Here is a 21,812-nt window from a genome sequence, read left to right on the forward strand (position 1 = left end):
GCTCAGCTTTCCTTGCTGATCGCATCATAGCGGGCCAAGTTGCCGATGAGCGCTTGCATTTGATCGACGGGGATCATGTTTGGCCCATCGCTGGGCGCATTGTCGGGATCTTCATGGGTTTCGATGAAGAGCGCAGCGACACCTACGGCAACGGCGGCGCGCGCGAGCACGGGGGCAAACTCGCGCTGTCCGCCCGATGTTGTGCCTTGACCGCCGGGCTGCTGGACAGAGTGGGTTGCATCAAACACAACGGGGTAGCCCGTTTGCGCCATGATCGGCAGGCCGCGGAAATCACTCACCAAAGTATTGTAGCCAAAGCTTGTGCCGCGGTCGCAAAGCATGATTTTCTCGTTGCCTGTGCTGGCGATTTTCTCGGCGACATTTCCCATGTCCCACGGGGCAAGAAACTGGCCCTTCTTTACGTTGATCGCGGCACCTGTTTCGCCAGCGGCGAGGAGGAGGTCGGTCTGGCGGCAGAGAAACGCCGGAATTTGCAACACATCGACTGCCTCGGCGGCAGGGGCGCATTGGCGGTCAACATGTACATCGGTGAGCACCGGGCAGCCGAATTCCTCGCGGATTTTGGAGAGGATTGCGAGGCCTTCTTCCATGCCAAGGCCGCGCTCTGTGCTGATGGAGGAGCGGTTGGCTTTGTCGTAGCTGGCCTTGAAGATGAAGCCTGTCTTGGTGGGCGCGCAAGCTTCGGCGATACGCTCGGCCATCATGCGGGCGTGATCAAGGCTTTCAAGTTGGCAAGGACCAGTGATGAGAGCGAAGGGTTCGTTGCCGCCAACCTTTACACCGTTGATGTCGATAACTTTTGTCATTGCTCTGCCAATACCTTTTCTATGCGCGCCACATCTTCCGGGTTGTTCAGCTCCCAGAAGAGACGGCCGCGCGCTTCAACTTCAACACATTTCACTGCGACGCCATTGTAAAGAAAGCGCAGTTGCTCAAGCCCTTCAAGCTTTTCAAGCTGGCACTCTGGCCAAGAGATATAGGCTTTGAGCGCTTCGGGGCGATAGGCGTAGACGCCAACGTGATGATAGACGGGTATGTTCTGCGCGGGGACTTTGCCAGCGTCGATGTAGGGCAAAACCTCCTTGGAGAAATAGATCGCACGGCCTTCGGCGCCGAAGACAGCGGTTGTGCCGCCCACGCGGCCAGCGGCGCGATCTTCCTTGAACATGGCGTATGTCTGCGCGTCACATTGCAAGACGGGTGTTGCCATTTGGGCGGCTTCATCAGCTTTCATTGCGGCGATCAGATTTTCCACAAACCAGGGTGGCGTGAGTGGCGCATCGCCTTGGAAATTGACGATGATATCAGCGTCAAGCTTCGCAACATTAACGGCCTCGGCTACACGGGCTGTTCCATTTTCACGCTCGGGGCTTGTCATGATAACTTGTGCGCCGAAAGCCTCGGAGGCGGCCTTGATGCGTGCGTCATCTGTGACGACATAGACTTCGGACACACCTGAAATTTGCGAGGCGGCTTCATAACTCATTTGGATGAGAGATTTCTCGCTGCCGTCTTTCTGACGGAGCATAACCAGCGGCTTGCCTGGATAGCGGGTTGAAGCGTAACGGGCGGGAATGAGAACAACGGTTTTCATGCAACACCTGCGCGCAAGAGATCGTGAATGTGGACGATACCAACAGGGCAGCCCGTATTATCAACCACCATCAGAGCCGAGATTTTCTTCTCGTTCAGCAGGGCAAGTGCCTGTGCGGCGAAAAGCTCAGGCGTCACAGTTACGGGGTTGAGCGTGGCGATTTCGCCTGCTGCCTTTTCCATGAGGTTGCCCATGTGGCGGCGCAAGTCGCCATCGGAGATAACCCCGATCAGCACCCCGTCTTTGAGCACACCGGTGACGCCAAAGCCCTTGGATGTCATCGAGAGGAGCACGTCTGGCATAGGCGTGTCGGCTTCGACAGTCGGGATCTGATCGCCCTTGTGCATCAAGTCTGACACGCGGGAAAGCTGCGCGCCGAGCTTGCCGCCCGGGTGGTTTTTGAGGAAGTCTTCCGAGCCGAAGCCGCGCTGCTCCATGACGGCCACGGCGAGCGCGTCTCCCATGGCGAGTGTCAAGGTTGTCGAGGTGGTGGGAGCCATGCCTATGGCGCAAGCCTCAGGCAGATTGGGCAGGTTAAGTTTGAAATCAGCCGACTGCAAAAGTGTGCTGTTGGTCTTCGATGAAATGCCGATCAACGGGATACTGAAGCGACGGGTGTGTAAAAGGATATCGCGCAACTCTTGCGTTTCGCCCGAGTTGGAAATGAGCACGACGATGTCATGCTCGGTGATCATCCCAAGGTCGCCGTGGCTGGCTTCGGAGGCGTGCACAAAATACGAAGGTGTGCCCGTGCTTGCGAGCGTGGCCGAAATTTTGCGGCCGATATGGCCTGACTTGCCAACGCCGGAGATGATGACGCGGCCTTTGGTGTTGAGCACCAGATCGACAACATCGGCGAAGTCTGCGGGCAGGTGTTCAACCATATCCAAAATGGCGTTGGCCTCGGTTGTCAACACGCGCCTGGCCGAGCGGATCGCAGGATTGTTTTCTGGGTCGGTCATCATCGGTCCTTGGGTCAATGCCGGCGCCTGAAAGCGGCCGCTCTCTAGGACACGCTCATAGCGGTCATGAGGTTTAATAACAAGCTTGCTAGGCGGCGGCGGGGAGGAGTGTTGCGGCTTTGCGGACGCCAAAAAACAGGAGTGTGCTGGAGCACAGAAAGTAGAACGCTACGGCGATGTATTGGGTTTCAAGGCTTATGCCTGCGTCTATCCCCCAGCCTGTGAGGCCTGGCCCGATGGCGGAGCCAAGCACCATGACAGCTGCGGCCATGGCCTTGATCGAGCCGATGGAAGAGGTGCCGTAAAACTCGGCCCAGAAGGCATTGGGCAAGGTCGAGTTGGCGCCTGATGTGAGGCCGAAGAGGGCAAAGCCGAGGAGCAACCCGCCTGTGCCTTGACCAAGCCCGAAAACGAGGAAGGCAAGTGCTGCGGGGAGATACATAAATACGATGAGACGGGGTGTTCCGATCCGGTCAAGCGCCCAGCCCGAGAAGACCATGGAGAAGATCGAGACCGCTGTGTAGAGCGGAAACATGGCAACGAATGTGAGGTGCGAAATTTCCTTGATTTCAGAGAAATGAACCTGATGAAACATAAGCGCCGTGCCGAAAGTTGAGGGCCCGAGAATGCTTGGAACCATGACCCAGAACAACCAGTGTGACATGGCTTGATTTCGGGTCCAATGGCGCCCGTTCATGCCGACAGACTGGAAGGATTGCGCCATGGATTGCGGGGTGCGCTCTTCGCGCAAAAGTCCAATGAGAACAGGGATTCCGAGAAGGGCAACAAGCGCCGCCGCGACCCATAAAAGCCGCCAGTCATAGACCGTAAGAAGAGCTACGAACAGCAGGGGCAAAACGGCCTCTCCGAAAGAGAAACCAAGCGCTGCAACCGAGAGAGCGCGGCCCCTTGCGGCGGTAAACCAACGGGCCATGGCGACGACGGCGATGTGGCTTGTCATGCCTTGGCCCGTGATGCGCAAAGCGAAAATGACGGCGGGGAGGAGCCATGCGGAATTGTTGCTTGCCATAAAGGCGCAGGCGCAGACCAGACAGGCGAGAATGACAGGGCCAAGAGTGCGGACGCGGAAGCGGTCGGTCAGCCCGCCGGACCAGACCATGACCACAGCTGAAGCCAAGGTTCCGAGGGCATAAACACTGCCCCATTCGCCATGACTTAGGCCAAATTCGGAGCGGATTTCGCCTGCGAAAATGGAGATGAAAAACGTCTGTCCGAAGCTCGACATAAAGGTGAGCAGCGCGCCTGCGGCGAGCCATCTGGCATTGAGCCTGAGGAAAGAAAACGTATCCATCTGCCAGCTTTTGCCAATAACGCAGGGAATGAAAACCCCAAAACGCCCGACCACCGTACGGTGGGGTTAACGTCTGCGGCGCCCGCGCAAAACACGGGGGTGAAAAGCGTGCACAACCCGTGCACCATGCGTGCACCGGCTAAACGTAATTTTTGGTTGCGAAATTTGGTTAATGGGGCGTTCGGGGGGGTGGTAGGGCCCGTTTTGAACGTTAGGGATAATTGACGGTTTCAGAGCTGTAGGGTATTTTCGGAGGAACCATATAAGGAGATTTATGCACAGAGGCTTCGATTGAACCGCATGTAGCGGCATCGCTCGGCACATTGGTTGCCGATCCTTTTTGCATAAATTCTATGGAGTTCTCATGAAGAACCAAAATATTGTAATCCGGCCGTTTGACGCGGTGACGGATACCGAAAAACTGTCGGGCATCTGGCTTGAAGCATCCCTGAAGGCTCATCCGTTCATCGGCAAGCCGCGACTTCTAGAGCAGCGCCAGCTTATTGAGCAAGAATACCTTCCGAAAAGCGAAACCTGGGTTGCCTGTGATGGGGGAGCGGCCATCGGCTTTATCAGTCTTCTGGGCAGTTTTATCGGTGGAATATTCATCGCGCCGAACCAGCAAGGCGTGGGCGTTGGTCGCAAGCTGATCGCTCATGCCTTGGAACAAAAGAATGAGCTTTCACTTGAGGTCTACACTCAGAACGAACAGGCCGTCCGTTTCTATGCCGCTCTTGGCTTCAGGGAGGTGTCTCGGCGCGATGTGGATGATTTGGGCTATCCGTTCGAGAATGCAGCCCTGCATTTGACACGCTGAGTAACGGGCCGGGCAGGAGCTCTCTTGCCCGGCTGTATCACTCGACCGGCGGAGCATTATAGGGGGAGACATCCGGGGCCAAGCCAAAAGCCCTTCTCTTTGGAGCGGTAGAACAGGCGCACGAATGACCGCGTCGAGCCTTCGTGCGCTTAAGCGTTTCGTCTCTAGCTGGCTTCAGGCTGAATCTGATAGCGCATGGCAATCGCGAGGCGGTTCCAGAGGTTCATCAGGCCAATAAGCATAGTCAAATCTGCAATCTCTTTCTGGTCGAAGAGATCAATCAAAGGCTCATAGGCGGTATCGGCGGCACGACTTTCACCGATCTTTGTCACGGCATCAGCCCAGCCGAGTGCCGCCCGCTCTCTCTCCGACCAGATTGCGGCTTCATCCCAGCCATTAAGCAGGATGAGCTTACGTTCTGAAACACCCGCGCTGATCGCTGCTTGGCTATGCATATCGAGGCAAAAAGCGCATCCGTTGATCTGCGAAACGCGAACCTTAACTAATTCGATCAAGGGCTTGCCAAGAGACGACCCGTAGAGTTTCTGGTCTACGGCAGCGATCGCTTTGTAGGTCTCCCTAGAAACCTCTTGTGGCGAGATACGGCCTGTTTCGGTCAATGTTATGCTCCTTGAATTTTTCTCGTTTAGCCTAAAGGGCGAACGAACGTCAAAGTCGAATTCGTGCGCTACGTAGCATTGGTCAATCAGGGACTCAAACCAGACTTGCGGCGGTGGCCGATGTCTGGAGCGCGGACGAAGTGGTCATCCTGTTTCCAGCCGATACTTGAGAAATGTTGCCCCATCATACTCTATCTTATCGACAAATGTTGCCCCAAGCCTCGTAAGCGCACCCAAGTTTTTACGTGATGGCGGCAGCAGAAAAGTTACAAAGGGGATGCGGTCATCCGCAAAGGCGAACTCGATTGCTTTTCTCGAAATGCGTGTGCCCAATCCAAAAGATTCTGGCTTCAGAACCAGACCATAGTCCCACTCGTCCCCCTCCCTTTGGAAACCACCCCAACCCACGTACTTACTATTAGACAATATAGCCCAATGCCCAAGTCCATCGCGCCGCCAGCAGTCTTCTTTGGTCTCAACAAATTTCGTCACAGCGGCAACATCCCATTCAGATGTCAGAAGCGGCATGTGCTCCGCAACACGAGGATCAGACATATGAGCGATGATTTCGTTTGGCTCAATCTCGGGCAATCGGGCAAAGATAATCTCGTGTTTCAATGTGGCTTCCGTTGGCAATGGTAAGTAGGCTCGATTTAATTGCACTCCTGCTTGCGAGCAATAGGTGGCTATTCTAATGGCACGATATCAGCCTTCTTTTAATGTCGTACAAAGGCCCATAGCGCCATTAGCTGCCGCCCGACTTCACTGTGGTGCGGCCCGTCAAACCAGACTTTTGCTGCGTGTGTGTAATCTGGGGCGGCTAGAATTTACAGTTTGCGGGGTGAAGTTGACTTGTCTTTCGTCCCGTTGAATGGTCGCTTCTGATAGCTGGTGAAGCGTTAAAATCAGCTGTCAACGCTTGTGTTGTGCACCTGTTCGTCCTATCTACTCATTATCTGAAATGGAGATTTTATGTCCTGGTAAGGAAGGGAGGCAGTGCGCCTCCCGGAGCACATACAACGTTTAAAACACACCCGTCATCTCGTAGCTGACGGACACGTTTGATGTGCGCACTCATTTCCTACCATCAGCGCCCAAATCTGACTTGGGCCAGAGACATGAAAGTGGACACCCTATGACAAGGGATTACTCAGATTTCCTTCCGCGTCGCGCGCGCGACGCCGGATCAAACGGCAATATCAACCCTCTTCCTGCACTGGGATGGCATCCCTTTTTCGCCCAACAAATCAGTGTGGAAGATTTGGCTGCGACACCCCCCGTTCGCGTTGTCGAAGTGCATCGCACCGGGCTGCACGTCCTCGGTGACGGCATCGATACGACACTTCCACCCAGAGCCGATGTAACTGTCGGGGACTGGCTGATGCTGGATTCTTCGCGCCCGCGATCCAGCCGGGTTCTTGAGCGCACAAGCCTTATAAAGCGGCGCGCGCCCGGAACGGACCGGCAGGAACAACTGATCGCGGCGAACATTGATACGGCCTTTATCGTCACATCCTGCAATCAGGATTTCAACGTTGCACGACTGGAACGCTATGTCGCCCTTGCGTTTGAAGCACGGATCACGCCCGTCATTGTCGTCACAAAGACCGACCTCGTGACGGACCCGCAAAGCTACATAGACGCGGCCTGCTCGGTGTCGGAAATGATCGACGTGGTTGCACTTGACGCCCGTGGAGACGCGCCCCGGATAGAACTGACCCCGTGGTGCAAGCCAGGCAAGACGGTGGCGTTCCTCGGCTCATCCGGTGTTGGGAAATCTACGTTGGCCAATGCGTTGCTCGAGAGCCAATCCATCGAGACCCAGACCATTCGCGAGGACGATGCAAAGGGTCGGCATACGACGACGCGGCGTGAGCTTCATGCGGCACCTAACGGCTGTCTGATCCTTGATACCCCCGGCATGCGGGAATTGCAGCTCACCGATGCAGCGGAAGGAATCAATGATCTCTTTGCCGATATTCAGGAGTTGGCCGCGCGGTGTCGATTCAACGACTGTCAGCACGAGACCGAGCCGGGATGTGCTGTTCTGAAGTCTATTGATGAGGGCATTCTCGATGCCAGCCGGCTTGGCAGATGGCGCAAGCTCATGGCCGAAGACGCGTTCAACTCCGCAAGCCTTGCGGAACGCAGGTCGCGCGACAAGGCATTCGGGAAGATGGTTCGCGGCGCTAAAAAGCTCAAAGATGTCAGGAGGTAAGACATGACGCAGTCGAAAGCAGGTCAAATCGCATGGCACGACCTTTTCAAAACGGACAGGGTTTTTTCGATGGCATTTTACCAGCATGTCGCCAACCGGACGTATGAAAGCGAGCGGGCATCGGGTTTTGCATGGGGTGGCAGCGAGCAGGATTTTGTCCATGTGCTAACCGGTTACGAAGCGGGCGCGGGGTTGGCCGGGACACCGCCAGACCATGAAAATGGCTGGATTGCTTACACGTCGGTCCCCGATGTGGACATGGCGGTCAGGCGCGAAGGCAAGCCATTCGAGGTGCGCCATTTCGCGCTTAACCCACCAACCAATCCAAGATCGCCTTCGCCGCTTGGGGATGGATCGGGTCTCGGCACCGGAATATCTGGTCGGTTCAAAGTTTCACAAAAGACATGTCACCTTTGCAGGGGGCGTCCACCGCGTGCGTTACGCGTAAACCAAGCCTTTAACGCTTCAGTTCTTCAATCAGAAAATCATAGACCCGCCGAATGCGGCGACTTGTGGTCAGCTCGCGATGTGCCACCAGCCAAATTGGGAAGCGAAGCGGTTCCAGATCGGGCAGAACGCGCACGACGCCAGGTTCAGCATCGCCGATCTGCGCATCAAGAATGCCAATGGCCGCCCCTTGCTTTACCAGTTCCCACATAACCAGATAGCTTTCTGTCAGCAGGGGAAAGTTTGCCTCGGCCAACCCGAGCCCAAGGCTGTTCAACCCTTTTAGTATGCCGCCCGAGCGATCTATGTTTACAAAATCGGCATGACGCAGATCGTATGGTGTTTTCGGATGGCCCAGCGTTGCCAAATAGTCTGGCGCGGCATAAAGAATGGCATCAGCCATGCCGATCTTTTGGGCGATCAGGTCGGGCTCTGTCGGCCGAAAATTACGGATTGCAATATCGGCTTCGCGGCGCAGCAGGTCGCTGGCGTGGTTCGAGACCACAATCTCGACATGGATACCCGGCTCTTGCCTGCGCAGCTTAGTTACGATGGGCGGGAGCAAAACGGCCGCGTAGGTTTCGCTGGCCGAGATACTGATGGGCCCCTCCAGCGCCTGCGACTGACCCAAGGCCGCGAGCGAGATGCGGCCAGCGGCTTCACCCATAATCCGGACGTGTTCCAGCAATTCCATTCCACTTGGTGTCAGGGTGAGACCACGTCCAACGCGCTCGAAGAGCACAACACCCAGCTCTTGTTCCAACCCGGCAACCTGACGTCCCAAAGTGGGCTGGGCCATGCCCAAAGCACGGGCAGCAGCAGAAAGTGACCCCTCTTCCGCAGTCACCAGAAAGGCACGGGCTTTATTCCAGTCAAATTTTACCGACCGCCAATCCATGCAAATCTGCATATCAAAATTAGAGAATTGGTCAATTCGCATAAATAGGCGCCCGATGTATAAGACTTTCTAGGAACAAACGCACCCCTCTGACGATCTTGGCCAGCGCCACTGACCGAGGCCAACACAGCCACAAAAGGAAAAGACATGAGCCAATCAACGCAACATTGGGACCCACAAGCGGCCCGGACGGCTGGTGGCCTTTATCTGGCTATTGCGGTTTGCGGAGGTTTCAGCATCGGGTATGTGCCCATGCAAATCGTCGCCAGCGACGGCGCCACTTCAAGTGCTAACCTTCTGGCCAACCAAGGCCTCTTCAAGCTGGGCGTATTGGCCGACAGTGCTGTGATCCTGTTTGAACTGGTGATCACCGCAATTCTGTTTCACATGTTCAAGGCAGTAGGGCCAAAAGTGGCGATGACTGCTCTGATTTCTCGCGCTGGTATGATCACTGTGATGGGGATCAATCTGCTGCTTTGGGTCATGCCTTATATCCTGCTGACACGCACGACCGGATGGGAGGCTGCACAGCTGCACGCCATGGTCCAATTCTGCCTTGAGGCGCATGCTATGGGTGTATTCGTTTGGCAACTGTTCTTTGGTGTGCACCTGCTGGCGCTTGGCTGGCTGATCCTGAAGTCGGATAAAGTGCCGCATCTGTTGGGCCGAGGGCTGTTCATCGGTGCATTTGGTTATCTGATTCAAGGCATTGCCAAGCTCACATTCATCGATGTCGCTGCTATCAACTACACTTTTATCGCCCTGCTGGTCATCGTCACGGTTTCCGAAGTCAGCTTTGGCCTTTGGCTGCTGATACGCGGTGGCCGCCCCACGCCCTGAACGGTTCAACCACACCGGTTGCGGTATGAAAGAGCCAAGCCAAGCGCAGTTCTCATCAGGGTTTTCGCGACCACCGTGAAACGGCGGCGGCGATGACGGCTGCAGCAGCTTGACCGCTAGGATTGTGTTTCATATCCTGATTCACTCGAAGAGGAGTAAACGACGATGGATAAACGCTATCGGTAATCCGGCAACCGCCCATAGGGCGGAACTGCGCTTCGGGCCAACGGCGCCCGGACTCCATTAACGCGAACTTCACGGAGCTTGCATGCCCAGACTACAAAACAAGACCGCCCTTATAACAGGGGGTGCCCGAGGCATTGGTGCTGCTATTTCTAGGGCCTTCCGCGATGAAGGCGCCGACGTGATCCTGACCGATATCAACGCCGAGGCCGGGCAGGCCCTTGCGGACGAGATTGGTGCAACCTTCGCCCGACTCGACGTGGCTTCCGAAGCTGATTGGAATACGGTGGCCGAGCGCTTTACGGTCCTTGATGTGCTAGTGAACAACGCTGGTATTACGGGATTTGAAGGGCCGTTCGACGGTGCGCCGCCCGCTCACGACCCCGAGAACGCGTCCTTGGCCGACTGGCGGGCCGTCCATGCTGTGAACAACGACGGCACATTCCTCGGTTGTCGATACGCGATCCGTGCCATGCGGGAGAAAGCAGCGGGAAGCATCATAAACATCTCGTCCCGCTCGGGACTTGTCGGCATTCCGATGGCCGCCGCTTACGCCGCCTCAAAAGCCGCGATACGCAACCATACGAAGTCGGTCGCGCTTTACTGCGCGGCACAAGGGCTGAACATTCGCTGCAACTCGATCCATCCGGCGGCAATAATGACGCCGATGTGGGAACCGATGCTGGGCGATGGTCCTGGCCGCGCAGAACGGGAGGCTGCGATGGTCGCGGACACACCCATGCGGCGGTTTGGTGACGTGAAGGAGGTTGCAGCTTTGGCCGTGATGCTCGCCTCAGATGAGGCAGCGTATATGACCGGCACAGAGCTGACGATTGATGGCGGTATCCTTGCCGGGTCGGCTGCGACGCCTGGCGGATGATATGCTAGAAGAGCGGGTGTTCTTACGCTTGCACCCACAAGCTGCCGGGAGCAACCGGACATTCGCGTATGCGAAGCGAAAGCCTGAAAAATCCTCGACCAGCAAGCTCGACGTTTGATATACGCTGCGAACCGCCAGATCAGTTGCCGTAGAGATATCCGGGAAGCCAGGTCGCCACGCCTGGCGCGACATATAAGATAGCAACACCAAGGCAGAGAAGAAAGAAAAACGGCAAGGCCGCGCGTGCGACTTTGGGCAGGCTGTCGCCAGTCAAGCTTTGCAACAGGAACAGGTTAAACCCGACTGGCGGTGTGATCTGGCTCAGCTCGATCATGATTACCAGAAAAATGCCGAACCAGATCGGGTCAATGCCTGCGGCAATGACAATCGGCATGGTGATAGGCAGGCTCATGACGGTGACGGATGTTCCATCCAGAAACAGCCCAAGGAAAATGTAGAACGCCATTAACAACATGATCAACTGGAGTTCTGACGGGTTCAGCTGAACGATGATCTCGGCGATGGATTGTGGCAGGCGCACATAGCTCATTGACGACGCGAGGACGGCCGCGCAAACCACCAGACTCGTGATCATGGCCGAAACTTTTACGGCACTGTTGAGTGAGGTGTAGAACACCTCCCAGTTCAGCTGACGTAGAACCAAAGTAATGATCAAAGTCGCAGCCAGACCGATTGCCGCTGCCTCTGAGGGTGTCGCCAAGCCTGAATAGATCGAGCCGAGGATGATGACGATCAGCACGATGACTGGTAACAATTTGGAGAAGGCCACGGCCATGTCACGCGCTGAATATGTTTCCTCCCGTTTGGGTGCAACACTCGGATCGATGAGCGCCCGTATGATGATGTAGCTGCCGTAGAGAAAGGCAATCATCAGGCCCGGGAACACGCCCGCTGCAAACAGGCGTATAATCGAAACTTCTGCCATTACCCCGTAAATGATCAGGATAATTGAGGGTGGAATAAGCAAGCCCAAGGTGCCTGCTCCAGCCAACGAGCCGATGGTCAGAGAGCGGTCATAGCCGCGCCCGATCAATTCGCCCACAGTGATCCGCCCCACTGTTGTCGTTGTGGCCGCGCTCGAGCCGGAAACGGCGGCAAACATTGTCGAGCCCAGAACACTGGTATGAAGCAAGCGGCCCGGGATGCGGTTCACGAAGGGTGTCAGGCCCTCAAACATGGACACCGATAACCTTGTTCGGAAGAGTAACTCGCCCATCCATATGAAGAGCGGGATGGCCGACAGCTCCCAAGACATCGAATTTCGCGCAATGATAGTCGCCGAGATCGTTCCCATCTTGAGCAGGCTGAAGTCGGAGATGACCCATTGGCTGATGAGACCTACGATCAAAAGTGACGCCATGATCCAGATGCCGGACCCGAGGGTCGCTATAACAAGGAACATAACGAAAAGGCTGATTTGATACGGGTCCATTTGTGGCGCTCCTAGTCCAGATCTTCAGGTACATGTAGGGCTTTGGCCATCAGCCCCGTCAGTTGAATGCAGAAGATCACAAGGCCCAGAACGAGAATGCTTTGCGGAATCCAGAGCGGGGTTTCCAAGATCGATAGCGATGTTGTTTTGCGCTCGAAGCTGCGGATCGTCTGGCGAATAAGGTGAAAGGTCAGAAAGCTGAAAACCGCCAAGGTAGCGAGCGCGTTGAACAGCTCGACAGCGACGCGGAGCCAGCCTTTTAGAGGTAACAAAAGCAAGTTTACACGCAAGAGCACCTTGTCATCGAGCGCGGCCCCCAACCCGAGAAACGTCATCGCGGCAACTTCGTAGCCCACGAACTCATCAAGTATGAAAGTAGAGGTTGACCAGAATGCCCGCAGGGTGATTTCGATAAGAATATGCACGGCCATCAAGACAATCGCGACCATTCCGAGCTGTGCGGCAAACGCAGACAAGCGGCTGGTAAAGGCGGCGTAGCTTGCAAGAAAGCGGGTCAATGCGGTGTCCTATCAGTTAAGTTTTAAAACGGGCCACACCGTCGGTATGGCCCATAGTGTTTTCGTTTAGTTGGTTGCCGCGGCAAAAGCATCAAGGATCACTTGTCCCTTGTCGCCCATCTTGGCTTTCCATTCGTCCAGTGCACCCGCACTTGCCTTGGCAAGCGCATCCATTAGAGCTGGATCAACTTCACGGTTTACGTTGACCTTGAGCTCTGCCAGATCATTATAGGTGTTGCTCAGACGCTCTTCGAGCTTGGCCCAGATGAAGGTTGAAGTTTCGGAAGCAGCTTGCAGCACGGCTGCTTGCTCGTCTGCGGAAAGTGCGTCGAAGGCGTCTTTGTTCATGTGAACAACATTGGCCGGGATCACATAATCGACGGTGGTGTAATAGGGCAGGAAGTCGCCCAATTTGATGTTCGTGCCACCCTCCGCCGATGAAACAACGGCATCGATTGCGCCTGCGGAAAGCTGCGGAACGACATCGCCCCAACTGATCTCAAGCGGGTTCGCGCCAGCGCTTTTGAACGTCTGCATCGAGGGTACATCCGCAACCCGGATTTTCAGGCCCTGAAGGTCTTCAGGCGATGTCAGAGGCTCTTTTGTCCAGATGCCAGATGGAGGCCAAGGTGTGCTGAAGAGATAGATCTGGTTTGCTGCCCCAAACGCGCGGTCATACTCGGGGCGCAGCACGGCCTCGAGAGCGAGCGCCTTGCCCTTATCTGTTGCAAGGAAGGGCATCGACGGCAAACTGAACACAGGATCAATGCCGGCCAAACGGCCGATGAATGTATCCGCGATCTCGATCGCGCCATCACCCGTGGCGTCAAAGTGGTCGGCAGATTTGAAGCCGAGCGAGCCGCCGGGGAAGTAGTTGATTTTCACCGAGTCGCTCGTCAGCTCTTCAACCTTTTCGATGAAAAACTTATCCGCAACAGCGGCGAATGTAGTGTCCTGATACTCATTGGCAAGGTTCAGCGTCGTTTGCGCAAAAACAGTCGTGGCGAAGCTTGTTGCGGTGACGGCGGCGGCCGCCGCCAGCGTTGTCAGTCGTGACATTGTGATACTCCTATTCTCTGTTGGCTTTCAGGTTTTGGTAGTGCTCGTAAGCAGCCAGGGCGCGGGGGTTCAGCACCTTGGCTATGGTGCTCACACGCTCGGGCGTGAAATGGCCCTCTTCGTGCAGCATGTTGATTGTTGCCACCAATGTGCCGCTCATAAGGACGGGGTGGTTGACGATGGAACGACACCCCAAGCTTTCGATCAGAGCGTGGTCGGCGAAGTCCCTGGTGATCTGCACTATGTCATTGGCGACATAGGTTTTGTGGTGGCGAATGACGGTGTCAAACCAGTTGTTCTCCCGCAAAGTGATCCAGCCAGAGGCAGGATAGCTGACAGGATCGCTGGTAAAGGCGCGGCGGCCTTTCATTTCGTCCTGCACAACATCCATCACGGTAAACAGGCGTGCGCCAATAGTTCGCTCGACTAGCCTTTGCAAGGCGTCATAGGCCTGTTCGGGCCGAACCGCTGTGGCAAGCGCCGCGTCAAATTCTGCTGTGGCGTCAGATTGGCTCATGCCTTTTTCACCTCAGCATTCTGCTGCATTTCAGCAAGGGTTGCATGACAGCAGGCGACGGTTTGCCTGACGACATCATCAAGCCATTTAGGGTCATCCGCAAACAGGGCATCGCGCAGATCGGCCTTTATCCGGCGGCCCAGCGGCGTGTGAACATCGCCATGGTGACGCAGCCAGTTGTCAGCCCGCAAGGCAGTCAGAACACGGTCAAAAGTGTAGGTTCCGAACTCAAGGATGATCTTGATGGGAGGCAGAGGCGCTTCTGCGAGGTCGAGCACATCGCAGACAAGATTGCCGATCTTTTCCCATTCTGCACCGGCAATAGCAGGCCGGTCCATGCGCATCACCTCGCCAAAGCCGTAGGGCCCGACGCCTGTATGTATATCAACGATTGCCAACTGGCTGGCATCTTCGGAATGCTCTTTGACAATTTTCGTGAGATTGCGAACGGTCCAGCTTTCTTCCAGCCCGCCAAAAAACAAACCGTCGGGGTGGCTGTGCTGGCCGCGCAGGACATCTTGTATCAGGGTCTGATCGCCCTTTCTGGCGACGTAGTCGGCTATCGCTTGATCGGATGCAGCTTGGCTGCCCTCCCAATCAACCGGGCACAAGGCGGCATGCAGCGAGTTGTATTCGGTGTTTTCCGGCAAAGTTGCGAAGCTCTTCGGCAAGTTGCGGTTGGGGTCGACATTGTTTTCATCAGTTCGTGTCAGTCGCGCGCAACCGACAGGGTTGACGGCGTGTACCAGCACAACGGCAGTGTCTTCTGGCAACTCTTTGGTAAAAATCTCGATCAGGGGCAGTTGCGCTCCCGAACCGGCTGTCAGCTCTGTGCCGTGGACGCCCGATGTGACAAACAGCACTTTTGCGGCAGGTTTCGGTCCGATCCGAACCACATCCACTGCGGCCTCCGCCAACAACGGATCTTGAACCGGGTGAACAAAGGTCTGGACGGGTAAGCCCGCCGCGTTGGCAGCACTCAGAAAGCGCTTACGCGCAATTTCATATGTCGCAGAAAAGTAGTTGATGGATTCGGACATGGCAGCTCCTACATTCCAACAAGGTAGAGAAATCGGGGGCATATCATCAAACTATTTTATTTAATATGATATGCATAAATGTTATGAAGGCGCATGAAATTCCGCCAACTTGAAGCTTTTAGCCACATCATGATCACCGGCTCAATGGTGAGCGCCGCCGCTGAGATGAACGTCAGCCAGCCTGCGGTAAGCCGTTTGATCTCTGACCTTGAGGCCCACCTCAAATTCAGCCTCTTCGAGCGCAAGCAAGGCGCGCTAATTCCGACCCCTGAAGGAACCCGCTTTTTCGAAAGCGTCGAGGAAAACTTCCTTGGCCTTGGTCGGCTGGAAAAAGTTGCCGAGAACATTCGCGGCGATACGGGGCAAGTGCTGCGCGTGGCGGCGACCCACTCGCTCGCAGCCACCCTACTGCCGCCTGTGCTGGAAAAATTTCATCAACGGTTTCCAAAGACCAAAGTTGTGATCCACTCTCACCGCTTGTCACAGCTCATCGTCCGATTGCAAAACTCCTCTGTCGATATTGCGATTGCTGCGCAACTGCCAAACTTGCGCGGAACAGAGCGAATTCTGCTTGGCAACGTTCGGCAGGTTTGCGCCCTGCCTGTCGGTCACCGGCTCGCGGCGCTGAAAACGATCTGCGCCAGCGATCTGGCGGGCGAAACGATATTGGGGATCATGCCTGATGGCCCTGCGCGGTGGAGCGAAGTTTTTTCACAACTGAAATCGGAAGGTGTTGCGTTCAAGGACAACTATGAAGTCGACACCGCCCATACCGCCTATTCGATCATCGCGCGCGGTTTGGCCGTCGGCATTATCGAGCCGTTTGGCGCACGGATGTGGGTCCAGTCCGAAAAGGTGGTCTGGCGCCCCTATGTCCCGCATATCGAGATGCAATATCATTACTCTGTCATGAAGCGGCGCCAGTATCGGTCTGATCAGGCGAAGTTCCTTGAATACCTCAAGGCATATTGCGGCGCTGCACCCGAGTTCGACAACTAACAGCGCCTTTGACGCTTGCGCATTCCCAGATGATAACTTCTGCAGAATTTCCGGTCATGATTGCACGGATACACGGAACAACCTTCCACACATTTATTTAAACATTGCCAGTGATCAGAACTGCATTTCATAGCCCAAGCTCAACCCAAAGCTTTCAAAGCCATTGGCGCCGATGCCGTCGTAGAAGGTCGCGGCGTTGAATTTTCGGGTGGAGGACAACACGCGGTTTATACCCAACTCGACCCGCATGCGGCCGCCTTCGTAGTCTGGTGAAATCGTCGAGGCGTATCCGCTGCCGCCGGTCTGCGACCAGATTCCGGACATACCGCCCAAAAGCTCGAGCTCACCCGAGCTCACAGGGATTTCATGTTTGAAATCAAGACCAACTTCGATCTGTCCAAGGTTGATGCCTTGTCCCGGGATCGTGTTGCCCAGACTGTCAACATAGCTGTGCTGGTCGTCTGTGACATATGAGGCATCTAAGAACGGATACAGGGTCGTGGCGGTCCCATATGTATACTCTCCCGTCACCTTGAATTGCACCAGAACGCGCGTGGTTTCGAAGTTGTCTTCGTATGTTCCAAAGGGAGAGATCGTGTTGTTGGTCTCGCCGTATAAAAGCCGACCTTCGAAATAGACCGGTTGCTCGGCGCTCTTGGCGACGAAGTAGGGGCCGACCATCCAGCCTGTACCGCTGACCGAAGCCACACCGGTGTCTTCTGTCAGGTGGTCAAGCTGCACCATCGCACCGATCAACAGGTTTTCGCCCACTTTCCGGTGGCTGCCCAACGCGCCAAACATATACCCGCTTTTGCTGGTTGTGTTTGATGACCATGATCCCTGCGCCTGCATCCAGACCGGATAGTCTGGATTACTGGCAAAGTTGAACTGGCTTTGGCCGCGTGTGACATTCACACCAAACCCGCCTCGTGCCTGTCCTGACATGAAGCCTGACAGGCCGGGCTGGCTGCGGATAAGTTGGTTGGCACGGGTCTGCGTAAATGACGCGATCAACTCTTGCGTCTGCTCTACTGTAACATCGGCAATGCTGACGGAATTAGATGCAAGGTTCCCGTTGTTACTGCCATCGACAGCCGCATCTGCTGGGACAACCAGAGTGACGGCTCCGCTGCCTGATACTGTGAGGCTTGCTTGATAGACTGCGCCACTGCCTGTCAGGCTGCTGACGGTTGCGTTTGATGCCAGGATGTCCGAGCTGTCAAAGCCTGTGACATTTTCCGAGAAGGTGATGGTAACAGTGAAGGTAGACTGAGCGTTTACCGTGGCCGGGGCGTTCGTAATGCTGACAGTTGGCGGCGTGCCGTCGAAGACCGCTGTCACCTCGTCCGAGGCCGTATTGCCATTGCCCGCCGCGTCGGTAAAGCGGTTCGCCGCGACTGACAGGGCGACGGGGCCATCGGCCGCGGGTGTCAGGATTGCGGTATAGCCTGTGCCTGACCCCGTAAGCGTCGCTGTTGCATTGGTCAGGGTGAGATCGCTGTCATCGAAGTCTGTGCTTGCCTCTGACAGGGTGATTTCAGCCGTGTAGGTTCCTGCGGTCGGCCCCGACAACGCGCCGATCACGATCGTGGGTGGTGTGCCGTCATAGGACGTCGCAACTTCGTTCGAGGCCGTATTCTCGTTGCCCGCCGCGTCAGTGAAGGTGCCCGCCGCGATTGACAGGGTGACGGGGCCATCGGCCGTGGGTGTCAGGGTTGCGGTATAGCTTGCACCCGATCCTGTGAGCGTCGCGGTGGCGTTGGTCAGGGTCAGATCACCGTCATCGAAGTCTGTGCTCGCCTCTGACAGGGTGATTTCAGCTGTGTAGGTGCCTGCGGTCGGCCCGGCAAAGGCCGCAATGCTCACTGTCGGGGCATCATAGTCCGGGAACAAATCAACGGTTGCGGCAGTCGACTCATTGCCCAAGCTGTCTTCTGCGGTGACCGAAACGGTGCCTCCGACCATATCTGCGGTCGAGGTGACAGAGAAACTGCCGCCTGTCGCCGTGACGGTTTGCACGCTTGCGTCGGGAAATGTGATAGTAACCCTCGCGTCCACCTCAGTTGTCCCCACAATCGTCATCGACCGGTTCGGGTTGATCGTTGCTGCTGTCAGGGTAGGTGCAGCCGGCCCCGTACCTGGCGTAATGGTCAACGTGAACTCACTCTCGAGGGCTGGGTTACCTGCCGAATCCGTTGCATTGATCTTGATAAGGTTTGCCCCTACCGGGAAAGCATAAGGACTGGTAATCACAGTGCCGCCCAACGAAAATATTGGGCTGATTCCGGTGTCGACATTGTCATCAACGATTGTGTTGAACCCGACCAAACGTGTCCCTCCGGGACCAGCCTCAAGAGAGAGGTTACCAATGGGTCGTATCACTGGTGGCGTGCCGTCATAGGACATCGTAACTTCATTCGAGGCCGTATTGCCATTGCCCGCCGCGTCGGTAAAGCGGCCCGCCGCGACTGACAGGGCGACGAGGCCATCGGCCGTGGGTGTCAGGGTTGCGGTATAGCTTGTGCCCGACCCCGTGAGCGTCGCTGTTGCGTTGGTCAGGGTCAGATCGCTGTCATCGAAGTCTGTGCTTGCCTCGGACAGGGTGATGACAGCCGTGTATACACCCGCCACAGGGCCGCTTAACGGGGCAATGGTGATCGTGGGCGGAACAGCCGTTACATTCAGAGTGGCGCTTGCCGTGCCGGAGTTGCCAAGACCGGACGTCAAATTGCTTGTAACATTGAGGTAAGTTCCCCCGGCTACGGATGTCACATCCGCTGAAACTGTGCAGCTTGCACCTCCAGAAACGGTGCCACCTGAGTAACTGATTGTGCCCGACCCCTGAGAGGCGCTGAGCGTTCCACCTGTACAGGTCGTTGAAGCGTTCGCCGGCGTCGCGACGATAACACCAACGGGCAGGTTGTTGATAAAGTTCAACCCTGTCGCTGCATTGGAGCTGGTCGTATTGTCAATTGTGAAGCGCAGCGTCGAGACGTTACCCTCGTCAATTGTGCCTGGCGCGAAAGCAGTAGAAAAAGCAGGAGGTGTGTCGGTAATAACGATGTTCGTACAATCATTGTCCAATGCAGCAGCATCGAAAGAGCCTGAACCGAGTTCACGACCATTCGCAGAATAAGTTGCGCCGATTGACTGGTCGGGAGCACTGGTATCCACGTCATAAACGTAAAAAGTGAAATTCCCGAGCGCAGTTGGCTGATTTTGGACGGTACCGAAAAAGTCATTCGCCAGAAAGCTATTTGCAGGGGCGTTAAACGTCGCACTACCGAGGATCACACCGGCTGAGTCGGTCAGGTAGAACGCTATCCAGTCAATGGGGTCTCCACCAGCATCCGTCTCATCTGTAGAACCCGTTGGACCTAGAGCGTTTGCAAGAAAAGTGGTCGAGGCCCCACCAGCGCCGCAGTTTCCGTCCGACTGAAGCCGGAAGTCTGAAACAGTTACGCTTTGCGCATGGCCGACGCTGACGCCCGCAAAAACCCAGAACATGGACATTACAAAACCAAGAAAAAGCCGTAACCGAATGAGTTTAATGAAAGTGACCATGACATTCTCTTGGAAAAATATATTTTTTTGCCGAAATTCATAATCCTCTGAATCAATCATTGCTGCGGCGGGTGACGAAAGGGGCAGAATTGCAGGAAAGACAAGGGCGAGACGCCCAAGAGTAACAGTGCGAAAGACCATATTGATTTCTTCTCTCTTCAGACAACATTACGAAATGAGGCACTCCACAAAGGACGCCACAGGGTTCGACCGTGTTGCTCGGACCCAAACACCTCGAGATATGTGTTGAGCATTTTAGTGTCGCCGATCTTATCGACACAGGTCTTCAAGCCCGCCCTAAAAACCCGACGCGCCGCGTGAGGTCAATAGCTTTTTCCCGCCATAGTTCGAATGTTGCTGGCGTGGCTCATTTGAACGTTTGAACGCCGCTCTGTGATATGAACATTCCCTTTAGACGAGTGCCTCGCGGCATTCCGCATGTTCGAAAGGATTTCGGCAAGGTGAGCTCAGTCTCAACCTTCGCTGAAGCTGCGTCTGGGGGGAAACATTAACCAACCTGAACGGTTGCTTCCTCCCAACTGGGCGAGAGCGTTTTCACTAGTCCGGAACGACCGCTCACTGCCCATAGTTTCGCAGCGATGGCTTGCTAGATTGCAGCGTTTACAGTGATCCCTTAACGCGAAGGTTCCTTCGCAACAGCAAACACCGCTAGGTGGCCGTGGCTTTGGGGGCAGAAGAAATTGACTTTGTCGCCAAACCTGCGACAGCTTTCGGCTGAGCAGGGAAGGCGAAGTATGACCAAGCGGCAGAGTTTTGAGATTGCGGGGGAGCGTGTCGGCGCGGGAGAGCGGCGGACGGTGAATATTCCTGTCAGCACCTTGTCGGACCACACGCCTGTGACGCTTTCGGCGCATGTGTTGCATGGCAAGAAGGACGGACCGACGATTTTTATTTCCGCGGGCATCCATGGTGACGAGGTGATCGGGGTTGAGATTGTCCGTCGGCTTTTGCGCGCGAAGAACCTCAAGGCGCTACATGGCACGCTAATTGTTGTGCCGATTGTGAACACTTTCGGCTTTCTCAATCACTCGCGTTACTTGCCTGACAGGCGTGACTTGAACCGCTGTTTTCCCGGCTCGCCGCATGGCTCGCTGGCCTCGCGGCTGGCGGATATTTTTATGACCGAAATTGTCGCGCGTTGCTCGCTCGGGATTGATTTGCACTCCGCTGCCATTCACCGTGTGAACCTGCCGCAAGTGCGGGTTTCGGCGAAGAACCGTGAAACGATGCGGTTGGCGCAGGTGTTTGGTGCGCCTGTGATTTTGACGAGCGGGTTGCGCGACGGGAGCCTGAGGCAAGAGGCGAAGAAAAAGGGTGTCGACGTGCTGCTTTACGAGGCGGGCGAAGGGATGCGCTTTGACGAGATGTCTGTGCGCGCGGGGCTTGCGGGAATATTGCGGGTGTTGAGCGAGGTTGGTTTGCTATCAACTGCGGGGATTGCCAAGCCGAAGGCGCGTTCTCTTTTATGCTCGGACAGTCACTGGCTGCGGGCGCCTGCGGGGGGCCTTTTGCGCAGCTTCAAAAGTGAGGGCGATGTGGTGCAGGAGGGTGATATTGTCGCCGCGATTGCCGACCCGTTCGGGGAACGAGAAATTGAGGTTGCCACAAAATACAGCGGGATCATTGTTGGCCGCGCTGTCATGCCTGTTGTGCATGAGGGCGATGCGCTGTTTCACATTGCTGCGGTGAAATCGGCAGATGTAGCCGAGGCGGCGATGGATGATTTGACAACGCAACTTGAGGAAGCTGCGCTTTTTGACGAGGATGAGATTATCTAAAGCGTTTCGCCTTTAACCTGAAACAAATGTATCGCCAATATCCCGAGAAGGCGCAGCCTGGCAGGGTATTG

At 55.7% G+C, this 21,812-nt stretch carries 19 protein-coding genes; 6 read left to right on the forward strand and 13 right to left on the reverse strand.

Annotated elements, in window-relative coordinates:
• Positions 1-2: 2 nt before the first annotated feature.
• From kdsA to OE750_RS05830, 4 genes are all read right to left on the reverse strand, one after another.
• A complete protein-coding gene (gene kdsA, locus OE750_RS05815) occupies positions 3-827 on the reverse strand; it encodes a 3-deoxy-8-phosphooctulonate synthase (RefSeq protein WP_263762408.1) in 825 nt (274 codons plus the stop codon).
• Positions 824-1,615 carry a 3-deoxy-manno-octulosonate cytidylyltransferase gene (locus OE750_RS05820; RefSeq protein ID WP_263762410.1) on the reverse strand — a complete coding sequence of 264 codons (792 nt, stop codon included), beginning with the start codon at positions 1,613-1,615 and terminating at the stop codon, positions 824-826. The genes kdsA and OE750_RS05820 overlap by 4 nt, the downstream gene beginning before the upstream one ends.
• Positions 1,612-2,577 carry a KpsF/GutQ family sugar-phosphate isomerase gene (locus OE750_RS05825; RefSeq protein ID WP_263762412.1) on the reverse strand — a complete coding sequence of 322 codons (966 nt, stop codon included), beginning with the start codon at positions 2,575-2,577 and terminating at the stop codon, positions 1,612-1,614. Before OE750_RS05825 ends, OE750_RS05820 begins: the two co-directional genes overlap by 4 nt.
• Positions 2,578-2,665: 88 nt before the next feature.
• Positions 2,666-3,889: an MFS transporter gene (locus OE750_RS05830; RefSeq protein WP_263762414.1), complete on the reverse strand. Its 1,224-nt coding sequence runs from the start codon at positions 3,887-3,889 to the stop codon at positions 2,666-2,668.
• A 364-nt stretch (positions 3,890-4,253) separates the two neighbouring features.
• On the opposite strand from OE750_RS05830, the gene OE750_RS05835 reads away from it, so the two are divergent.
• The gene (locus OE750_RS05835) at positions 4,254-4,706 is read left to right on the forward strand and encodes a GNAT family N-acetyltransferase (RefSeq protein WP_263762416.1); all 453 of its coding nucleotides are present in this window, start codon (positions 4,254-4,256) and stop codon (positions 4,704-4,706) included.
• A gap of 164 nt (positions 4,707-4,870) precedes the next feature.
• On the opposite strand, the gene OE750_RS05840 is transcribed toward OE750_RS05835, so the two are convergent.
• Together OE750_RS05840 and OE750_RS05845 are read right to left on the reverse strand one after the other, a co-directional pair.
• Positions 4,871-5,326, reverse strand: a complete 456-nt coding sequence (locus OE750_RS05840) for a carboxymuconolactone decarboxylase family protein (protein ID WP_263762417.1) — start codon at positions 5,324-5,326, stop codon at positions 4,871-4,873.
• 144 nt (positions 5,327-5,470) lie between these two features.
• Positions 5,471-5,944 carry a GNAT family N-acetyltransferase gene (locus OE750_RS05845; RefSeq protein WP_263762419.1) on the reverse strand — a complete coding sequence of 158 codons (474 nt, stop codon included), beginning with the start codon at positions 5,942-5,944 and terminating at the stop codon, positions 5,471-5,473.
• Positions 5,945-6,461: 517 nt separating this feature from the next.
• Here OE750_RS05845 and rsgA point away from each other — a divergent pair.
• On the forward strand, positions 6,462-7,544 hold the full coding sequence (rsgA, locus tag OE750_RS05850; protein WP_263762421.1) for a ribosome small subunit-dependent GTPase A: 1,083 nt from the start codon (positions 6,462-6,464) through the stop codon (positions 7,542-7,544).
• A 457-nt stretch (positions 7,545-8,001) separates the two neighbouring features.
• Here rsgA and OE750_RS05855 read toward each other — a convergent pair whose 3' ends face one another.
• Positions 8,002-8,901 carry a LysR family transcriptional regulator gene (locus OE750_RS05855; protein ID WP_263762422.1) on the reverse strand — a complete coding sequence of 300 codons (900 nt, stop codon included), beginning with the start codon at positions 8,899-8,901 and terminating at the stop codon, positions 8,002-8,004.
• Between the two features lie 135 nt (positions 8,902-9,036).
• Here OE750_RS05855 and OE750_RS05860 point away from each other — a divergent pair, with 135 nt between their 5' ends.
• Positions 9,037-9,729 (forward strand): DUF4386 domain-containing protein, encoded by a 693-nt coding sequence (locus tag OE750_RS05860; RefSeq protein WP_263762424.1) that lies wholly within the window; start codon positions 9,037-9,039, stop codon positions 9,727-9,729.
• A gap of 268 nt (positions 9,730-9,997) precedes the next feature.
• On the forward strand, positions 9,998-10,792 hold the full coding sequence (locus OE750_RS05865; RefSeq protein ID WP_263762426.1) for an SDR family oxidoreductase: 795 nt from the start codon (positions 9,998-10,000) through the stop codon (positions 10,790-10,792).
• A 139-nt stretch (positions 10,793-10,931) separates the two neighbouring features.
• Here the strand turns inward: OE750_RS05865 and OE750_RS05870 are convergent, their stop codons facing one another.
• The 5 genes from OE750_RS05870 to OE750_RS05890 all read right to left on the reverse strand — a co-directional run bounded on the left by OE750_RS05870 (position 10,932) and on the right by OE750_RS05890 (position 15,379).
• Positions 10,932-12,245 carry a TRAP transporter large permease gene (locus OE750_RS05870; protein WP_263762428.1) on the reverse strand — a complete coding sequence of 438 codons (1,314 nt, stop codon included), beginning with the start codon at positions 12,243-12,245 and terminating at the stop codon, positions 10,932-10,934.
• A gap of 11 nt (positions 12,246-12,256) precedes the next feature.
• Positions 12,257-12,763 (reverse strand): TRAP transporter small permease subunit, encoded by a 507-nt coding sequence (locus OE750_RS05875; protein WP_263762430.1) that lies wholly within the window; start codon positions 12,761-12,763, stop codon positions 12,257-12,259.
• Between the two features lie 66 nt (positions 12,764-12,829).
• Positions 12,830-13,822 carry a TRAP transporter substrate-binding protein gene (locus tag OE750_RS05880; RefSeq protein WP_263762432.1) on the reverse strand — a complete coding sequence of 331 codons (993 nt, stop codon included), beginning with the start codon at positions 13,820-13,822 and terminating at the stop codon, positions 12,830-12,832.
• A gap of 10 nt (positions 13,823-13,832) precedes the next feature.
• Positions 13,833-14,339, reverse strand: a complete 507-nt coding sequence (locus OE750_RS05885) for a GAF domain-containing protein (protein ID WP_263762434.1) — start codon at positions 14,337-14,339, stop codon at positions 13,833-13,835.
• Positions 14,336-15,379 carry a M14 family metallopeptidase gene (locus OE750_RS05890; protein WP_263762436.1) on the reverse strand — a complete coding sequence of 348 codons (1,044 nt, stop codon included), beginning with the start codon at positions 15,377-15,379 and terminating at the stop codon, positions 14,336-14,338. The genes OE750_RS05885 and OE750_RS05890 overlap by 4 nt, the downstream gene beginning before the upstream one ends.
• A gap of 93 nt (positions 15,380-15,472) precedes the next feature.
• Between OE750_RS05890 and OE750_RS05895 the strand changes: the two genes are divergently transcribed.
• Positions 15,473-16,378, forward strand: a complete 906-nt coding sequence (locus OE750_RS05895) for a LysR family transcriptional regulator (protein ID WP_263762437.1) — start codon at positions 15,473-15,475, stop codon at positions 16,376-16,378.
• A 114-nt stretch (positions 16,379-16,492) separates the two neighbouring features.
• On the opposite strand, the gene OE750_RS05900 is transcribed toward OE750_RS05895, so the two are convergent.
• Positions 16,493-19,942, reverse strand: coding sequence for an Ig-like domain-containing protein (locus OE750_RS05900; RefSeq protein ID WP_263762440.1), 3,450 nt, complete (start codon positions 19,940-19,942; stop codon positions 16,493-16,495).
• 755 nt (positions 19,943-20,697) lie between these two features.
• Here OE750_RS05900 and OE750_RS05905 point away from each other — a divergent pair.
• Positions 20,698-21,741 (forward strand): succinylglutamate desuccinylase/aspartoacylase family protein, encoded by a 1,044-nt coding sequence (locus OE750_RS05905; RefSeq protein WP_263762443.1) that lies wholly within the window; start codon positions 20,698-20,700, stop codon positions 21,739-21,741.
• Positions 21,742-21,812 lie beyond the last annotated feature (71 nt).

Origin of the sequence: Lentibacter sp. XHP0401 (genome assembly GCF_025751535.1) — a bacterium.
GTDB lineage: Bacteria > Pseudomonadota > Alphaproteobacteria > Rhodobacterales > Rhodobacteraceae > Lentibacter.